The organism is Lacticaseibacillus manihotivorans DSM 13343 = JCM 12514, from assembly GCF_001435035.1.
Classification (GTDB): domain Bacteria; phylum Bacillota; class Bacilli; order Lactobacillales; family Lactobacillaceae; genus Lacticaseibacillus; species Lacticaseibacillus manihotivorans.
In genome coordinates, this window is sequence record NZ_AZEU01000102.1 from 35,043 (window position 1) to 41,921 (window position 6,879).

Consider the following 6,879-nt stretch of genomic DNA (forward strand, 5'->3'; position numbering starts at 1 on the left):
AATGCGCCTCCTCATTGGCCTTATTATACCCCGATTCTAGGCTTTGACCAACACTAAGCGCCCGTCATGCGGTTGGCCTAACAGTTCATGACCTTGTTGCACCCCGGCTAAACTGAAAGGTAATTCATCCGCTAATTGAACTTTTAATTGACCAACCGCCAAAGCTGGGGCTAAAGCGCCTAAGGCAATCGCATCGCTAGGTTCTGCGACTGGATGCACATGCACGATATCGATGGCTTTTTCTGAAGCACGGCCGTCAACATGCGCGACCGTCACTAATTGGCCGCCTAAACGCGTCATCGCCACGTCTTCTGCAAACCCAACGCCATCCATGGCGACATTGATCACAATATCGCCGGCATTGGCCAAAACGGAAACTAAATCGGCATTGTCGTAAGGGACTGCGCGCAAGGCCCCGTCTTTGATCACCGCTTCTTGATGACGCGCCGAGGCGATGCCGATCACATCAGCGCCCATGGCAGTGGCCAGTTGCACCACAAGCGCGCCGACGCCACCATTGGCACCTTTAACGATCACTGTTTGACCAGGTTCGATCGTGGCAAAACGATGGACAATGCGCCAAGCGGTGATGCCAGGCGTCACTAGCGCTGCGGCTTGATCCATTTTCAAACTTTGCGGCATTAACACGGCAGTATCTTGAGTCGCTAATACATAATCAGCATACGCATGATCGGTATGCGCCAAAACCCTCTGGCCGACTTTAAAATCAGTGGTGCCGGCATCAACGACCGTGCCAGCAACGTCATGGCCGGGGATGGTGAAGCGACCATCTGGGGCATTGAAGCGTTCCGCGCGATCGCGATTGTTTAACCCGACGGCTAAAGGCTGAATGACGAGCTGCCCGTGGCGCGGGACTGGGTCAGGAATTTCCACTTGCATAAATTGTCCATTGAGATGGTTGAGGCCAAATGCTTGCATGAGTCTATCCTCCTTGCACAAATCAACGATGACAACATCATTATTTTGCAATGGATCTCTGCATTTGGCAATTTTGAAGCATTTTTATTTCGGCGAGCGTGGATCAAAGCCGCGCATCTGACCTAAGAATTCATCTGGATAACGCAAGACATCAGAATCGCCATCGCCTTGTTCTGCAACCTCACCATGTTCGGCAAGATCCAAACCGAGGGCTTCATCATGTTGCGTGACGCGCATCGGGATAAAATGCTTCAAGACTAAGGTGATCACGATCGCCATGATGCCCACGAGTAGGATCGTCACCAGGGTCCCAGCAAGTTGAATCCCGAATAAATGCCAGCCGCCACCATAAGCTAAACCATTTTCTGGGATCGCAGGGTTGGCGGCTTTCGTCGCAAAGACGCCAGTGAGAATCGATCCGACGATCCCAGACATCCCGTGACAGCCGAAAGCATCCAGCGCATCATCGATTTTTAATCGCGGTTTGAGGTATTCGATGAAGAAATAACTCGTGGCCGTCGCGCAGATGCCGATCACGAAACTCCCAAACAAAGTCACATACCCGCAAGCAGGGGTCACCCCAACGAGTCCGCACAACGCCCCAGTACAAACGCCGATCAACGTCGGCTTGCCATGTTTGTAAACATCCAAGCACATCCAAGTGACCAAGGCACTGGCTGCGGCCAAGCTGGTGGTGAGCGCAGCGTTCACAGCAGTGGTGTTGGCAGCTAAAGCAGAACCGGCGTTAAATCCATACCAGCCGATCCATAAAATCGCGGTGCCTAACAACACCCAAGGCCGGTTGTTCGGGGCCGTTTGCTTGGATCGCCGAGCGCCGAGAAAATATGACAATACTAACGCTGTGATCCCGGCATTGATGTGAATCACTGTCCCGCCGGCAAAATCCAACACACCCCAACCGGCCATCAAACCGTGCGGGCTCCAAATCAAATGTACCAGTGGATAGTAAATCAGCACACTCCACAACACGATAAACCACGTTAAAAATGAAAATCGCATCCGTCCAACCACGGCGCCGATAAATAAAGCTGGCGTGATGATCGCAAACATCATTTGAAATAACGCAAAAGTGCCAACGCTGAGATGATCCGGTCGCAAGCTCGTCAAGTTCACCCCGTTCATAAATAAACCTTGCACTTTGCCGATGATCCCGCCGATGTCAGGCCCAAAGGCGAGTTCATACCCGACCAGCGCCCACAGTAAAATCGCGATGCCAGTGATATAAAACACTGACAGCATGGTATTGACGACATTGCGTTTGGACACCAGCCCACCATAGAAAAAGGCGAGTCCTGGCGTCATGAACCAAACTAAGACGCTGGCTAAAATCACAAAGGCAGTGTTGGCAATACTCATATTGGTATCCTCCTGAATCATGCGTTCCAACAGTTTTTGTCATTGTAAACCCGGTTTTTGGTCTAGTTGCTGTTGAAACCGATTTCTGCTTGTATGAAACGTTCGGAAAGCACAAAAAAACGCCGACCCAGCGGCGTTTAAAAATTAAAATTCAATGTGAGTAATCCTGACAGAATCGATTGACGCTAATTCAACCGAGCGTGTTCTTTGGTCAAGCGCCGATAAGCCCCACTGATCAAGTTCACGTAAACTAAGAAGAAGACACCGATCGCCACAAAAATCATAAAACTAGCAGCGCCGAGGCTGTCATTCAGCATCACGGCAGGGGCAATCGACGCAATACACATCCAAATGCCGAAGATCATGCCGATCGCATGGGCCTTGTGATAAGCGTTGAATTCTTGTTGGGCTAATTGGCGCGCTGACGTTGAAATCAACACCCGGCGATGCTTGTGTTTCGTGCGGCCTAAGTGTGGCGCGATGATCAACATCACGCCAATGCCTGTGCCTAATAAATAGGACACTGCCGCTAAGCCATCCGAATATTCTGACAACATGATCGGCAACGCCAGCGCTGCGATCACCACGGCAATACCCAAAGCCGTTAAGCGCGCGCGATGTTCATTTTGATGCCAAAAGCTGATCGCCGTTTGACTGTCGATGCCTTTGGTCGTGGTTTGTTTTGTCATGCTAAACTCCTCCATAAGAAGACTCGACTTTATCATACCGAGATTGATCCGAGCAAGCGTCGGCCTAGAGACGGAATTTCTAAAATTATTGGATCTGGCTAGCGCCATCCGAATAATTTAATGTCACGCCTGATTGGACGTTAAAAATATAAACATTAAAGCGGATCGTGTTATCGCCGATAGATTGCGCCCGCATCGCCACGCCGCGAGCTAACAGCTCATCACCGCGAAAAACTGGGGTGACTTCATAGCGGACGTAATGACTGGTCGATTGTTTCAAGTAATGGGCAATGTCATCTTCATGCGCTTGCATCAAAGGCGAATTCAGTTCGCGGGTACCCGTCATTAAATTCTTCGGGTTATTGTTTTCCCCGGACAATTGAAAGCCGATCAAGTGCGAGCGGTTGTACAGCCATTGCCCGTTGATTTTCTTGTTGTGCCAACCAGTGGGATCCCAACTCAAAGGTTCGCGCTTTTCAGTCGGCATAATGCTTTGATTCAACATCGCTTCAGCAGGACCCACGCGGTTTTGCGAATCTAAATTGGAAAAAGTGGTCCAACCGCCAGACTTGGTAGATAATTCACTGTCGGCAAAAGCCGGATCGTTGTTGTTGATGGTGATTTCTTGATCGCCGTTATAAGTCAGCGCGGCAAGCTTTGATACCGGTTGGGCGGTGGTGTTGTCCGCAGACTTAGTTGGGGCACCTTGGGTTGTGCCTTGAGTTGACGCGCTACTGCTTGAAACACTAGAAGACGCTGAGTCATTGGGCCCGAAGACTTTTTGTTGCACTTGTTGGCCGCCGCCGATTGCCACCCCTAAGACGATCAAGCTAGTGGCTAATTTGCGCCGGCGGGCCCGAGCCTTTTTTTGGCGAGGCATTTTGCCTAAGCCAACCACCGCACCTGCCACCACTAAGATAATTCCTAAAATTAACATCACGTGATCCTCCGTGCATTCAGTTTACAAGAAAGTTGTGAAAATATCGAGTGCGTGACATTTTTCTACTATAGATTGTGGGAATGTAAGATATCTGATATGATGAATAGCAATGTGAAAAATTACGTCAAAAAAATGATCGCGAGGGAAAAGATTGCTTACTGTTAACAACGTGTCGATGACGTTTTCTGATCGAACTTTGTATAAAGATGTCAATTTGAAATTCACGCCGGGCAACTGCTACGGCATCATCGGGGCTAATGGGGCCGGCAAGTCGACCTTTTTGAAGATCCTGGAAGGCAAGCTCACGCCAACCACTGGGACCGTTTCGATGGATCAAAATGAACGCATGAGCGCACTGCGTCAGGATCACTTTGCGTTTGATGATCAAACGGTCATGAACACCGTGCTCCAAGGCTGGACCCGGCTTTATGAAGTGATGACTGAAAAAGACGCTTTATATGCCAAACCAGACTTTTCAGAAGAAGATGGCTTAAAAGCCGCCGAACTGGAAGGCGAATTTGCCGAAATGGACGGCTGGAACGCTGAATCTGATGCGTCTCAACTGTTGCAATCTGTCGGCATCCCAGAATCTCAACACCAAACCATGATGGCCGAATTGCCAGAAGGTGAAAAGGTCAAAGTCTTGCTCGCCCAAGCTATGTTTGGGAAGCCTGACTTATTGCTGTTAGACGAACCGACCAACGGGCTTGACCCACAAACCATCGCGTGGTTGGAAGACTTCTTGGCTGATTACGACAACACTGTTTTAGTCGTCAGCCATGACCGTCACTTCTTAAACGCCGTCTGCACGATGATGTGTGACGTGGACTTCGGCAAGATCGAAATGTTTGTCGGCAACTATGATTTCTGGATGGAATCTTCCAAATTAGCCCAACAACTGCGCGCCAACGCCAACGCCAAAAAAGAAGAACAGATCAAACAACTCCAAGAATTCGTGGCCCGATTCTCTGCCAACGCGTCAAAGTCCAAACAAGCGACGTCGCGTAAGAAGCAATTGGAAAAAATCACCCTTGATGACATCAAGCCATCTTCTCGCAAGTACCCATTTATCAAGTTCGTCCCAGAACGCGAACTTGGCAATGACTTACTCCGGGTGAAAAATGTGTCGTTGACGGTTGAAGGCGAAAAAGTGTTGGACAACGTGTCCTTCATTTTACGCCCAGGCGACAAAACCGCCTTCATCTCCCGTTCAGATGTGACGACCAGCTACTTGATGCAAGTGATCGCTGGCGCCATTCAACCTGATGCCGGTACTGTGACTTGGGGTGTGACCACTGCGCGCGCCTACATGCCAAAGGACTTGAACCCTGAATTCTCCGACGAACGCTTCGACATTTTGGAATGGTTGCGTCAATTCGCCGCCAAAGAAGAATCCGACAACACGTTCTTGCGCGGCTTCTTAGGCCAAATGTTGTTCCGCGGCGATGAACCGTTGAAGAAAGTCACCGTGTTATCTGGTGGCGAAAAGGTCCGCTCTTATCTGGCCAAAATGATGTTGAGCAAAGCTAACGTCTTGTTGCTGGATGACCCAACCAACCATTTGGACTTGGAATCCATCACCAGCTTAAACGACGCGTTGATTGATTTCCCAGGGGCTGTGATCTTTACGTCACATGATCACCAGTTCATCCAAACCATCGCCGATCATATCATCGAAGTTGGCCCTAAAGGCATTGTGGATCGTGCTGATACCACTTACGATGAATTCATGGCGCATGAAATCGCGCAACAACAAGTGCAAGATATTTACTAGAATGAACAAAAACACTTTGCTCCGTGGAAATTTCACGTTGCAAAGTGTTTTTTTTCTACGGCTTCATTCTCAATCATGGTCTTGAACGATTTTCACTACTTAGACAACAAAAAACTAGGAGAGAAATGAGCAAAGACTTACATGATTTTACAGTTGAACACAGCTACCAGAGTATCGCTGTTTTTGGGTTTAATCGTAAGAGAATGCCGCCTCTACCAAGGTGAAGTCCTCGTTGTTCAGCAATTTCGATATCAGTGACCAATTCGCTTATTTGAAATATCCAGATTATGAGTTCTTCTTGATATACTTTATCCAGCCTTGGTCGCCCATCGTTCGTAACGCCGACAATATCTGACGCTTCGACTTGATGACATCCTGACCACCTCTTGCCTGCTGAAGCATCTTAAATATTTTCACGGCAAGGATAGCCCTTAAGTCATGGTGGGTTCTCGTAACCTTAACCAGTTCACTAAAAAATTCCTGAAACACGGCCTTGTCGTGTCTTTCAAATGTAAGCTGGCTGCCATTTATAAGGAAAGCGAGTAGATCATTAGCGTGGTTTGAGCTGTTGACCGCTAGCCACATACTTTCAACAGATTCATGATATTGAAAGCTGATGTATTTGTCATCAAAGACAAACAGGCAGTTTGTGAACAGTACCAACTCAAATCGCCCCCAACTGTAGACAGAATCAAGATACTCTTTAAGATGATCAACAATCACTGGAGCCTTGGGGTCTGTACGTAGCAAATTGCAATGAAAATCATTCAAGAGATAGTATTGAGCGTATAGACTGTAAAAGTAAAAGTCATTCATCGCCTCAAATTGAACCAGCAGTTCATTTGCCAGTGAGGCGTCAAATGGTGCATTGAACCCGTGCGACACCCGCACTGCCATCGTCGAAAGCGTCGTCGGAGCAAGCTTTCCCCGTTGGTGAAACGGTTCTGGGTTTGGTGTGATATGTGTGATGTTTTACCAAAGAGCAATCTAGGTAAAGCCGTTGCCTACGCAGAGAGCATGCGGCCATACGTTGATCGGCTCATGAAATATGGTGAGATTGACTTCAGCAATAACGCTTCAGAACGCAACATGAAAAGTTATGTCATGGGTCGAAAGAACTTCTTGTTTAGTACCAGCCCGGAGGGTGCGCGTGCTAATGC

General features: G+C 48.5%; 7 protein-coding genes. 2 read left to right on the top strand and 5 right to left on the bottom strand.

Annotated elements, in window-relative coordinates; translation table 11 throughout:
• Window positions 1-36: 36 nt before the first annotated feature.
• The 4 genes from FD01_RS05390 to FD01_RS05405 form a co-directional block, all read right to left on the bottom strand.
• Entirely contained in the window at window positions 37-939 is a 903-nt protein-coding gene (locus tag FD01_RS05390) for a zinc-binding dehydrogenase (protein WP_054714296.1), read from the bottom strand.
• 84 nt (window positions 940-1,023) lie between these two features.
• Window positions 1,024-2,316 carry an ammonium transporter gene (locus FD01_RS05395; RefSeq protein ID WP_056963045.1) on the bottom strand — a complete coding sequence of 431 codons (1,293 nt, stop codon included), beginning with the start codon at window positions 2,314-2,316 and terminating at the stop codon, window positions 1,024-1,026.
• 185 nt (window positions 2,317-2,501) lie between these two features.
• Complete coding sequence (locus FD01_RS05400; RefSeq protein ID WP_056963047.1) at window positions 2,502-3,005, bottom strand: hypothetical protein; 504 nt, start codon at window positions 3,003-3,005, stop codon at window positions 2,502-2,504.
• Window positions 3,006-3,090: 85 nt separating this feature from the next.
• On the bottom strand, window positions 3,091-3,942 hold the full coding sequence (locus FD01_RS05405; RefSeq protein ID WP_056963048.1) for a DNA/RNA non-specific endonuclease: 852 nt from the start codon (window positions 3,940-3,942) through the stop codon (window positions 3,091-3,093).
• Window positions 3,943-4,096: 154 nt separating this feature from the next.
• Between FD01_RS05405 and FD01_RS05410 the strand changes: the two genes are divergently transcribed.
• On the top strand, window positions 4,097-5,719 hold the full coding sequence (locus FD01_RS05410) for an ABC-F family ATP-binding cassette domain-containing protein (RefSeq protein WP_056963050.1): 1,623 nt from the start codon (window positions 4,097-4,099) through the stop codon (window positions 5,717-5,719).
• A gap of 285 nt (window positions 5,720-6,004) precedes the next feature.
• On the opposite strand, the gene FD01_RS05415 is transcribed toward FD01_RS05410, so the two are convergent.
• Window positions 6,005-6,616: an Rgg family transcriptional regulator gene (locus FD01_RS05415; RefSeq protein ID WP_056963052.1), complete on the bottom strand. Its 612-nt coding sequence runs from the start codon at window positions 6,614-6,616 to the stop codon at window positions 6,005-6,007.
• A gap of 36 nt (window positions 6,617-6,652) precedes the next feature.
• Between FD01_RS05415 and FD01_RS16940 the strand changes: the two genes are divergently transcribed.
• Window positions 6,653-6,879 (top strand): IS66 family transposase (locus FD01_RS16940; protein WP_420864839.1); only part of this gene is annotated, 227 nt, incomplete at its 3' end.

What these genes read in the sequence shown, in the direction of transcription:
- FD01_RS05400 (WP_056963047.1), bottom strand. Translation starts at nt 3,005, where the DNA reads ATGACAAAACAAACCACGACCAAAGGCATCGACAGTCAAACGGCGATC.
- FD01_RS05390 (WP_054714296.1), bottom strand. Translation starts at nt 939, where the DNA reads ATGCAAGCATTTGGCCTCAACCATCTCAATGGACAATTTATGCAAGTG.
- FD01_RS05415 (WP_056963052.1), bottom strand. Translation starts at nt 6,616, where the DNA reads ATGGCAGTGCGGGTGTCGCACGGGTTCAATGCACCATTTGACGCCTCA.
- FD01_RS05395 (WP_056963045.1), bottom strand. Translation starts at nt 2,316, where the DNA reads ATGAGTATTGCCAACACTGCCTTTGTGATTTTAGCCAGCGTCTTAGTT.
- FD01_RS05405 (WP_056963048.1), bottom strand. Translation starts at nt 3,942, where the DNA reads ATGTTAATTTTAGGAATTATCTTAGTGGTGGCAGGTGCGGTGGTTGGC.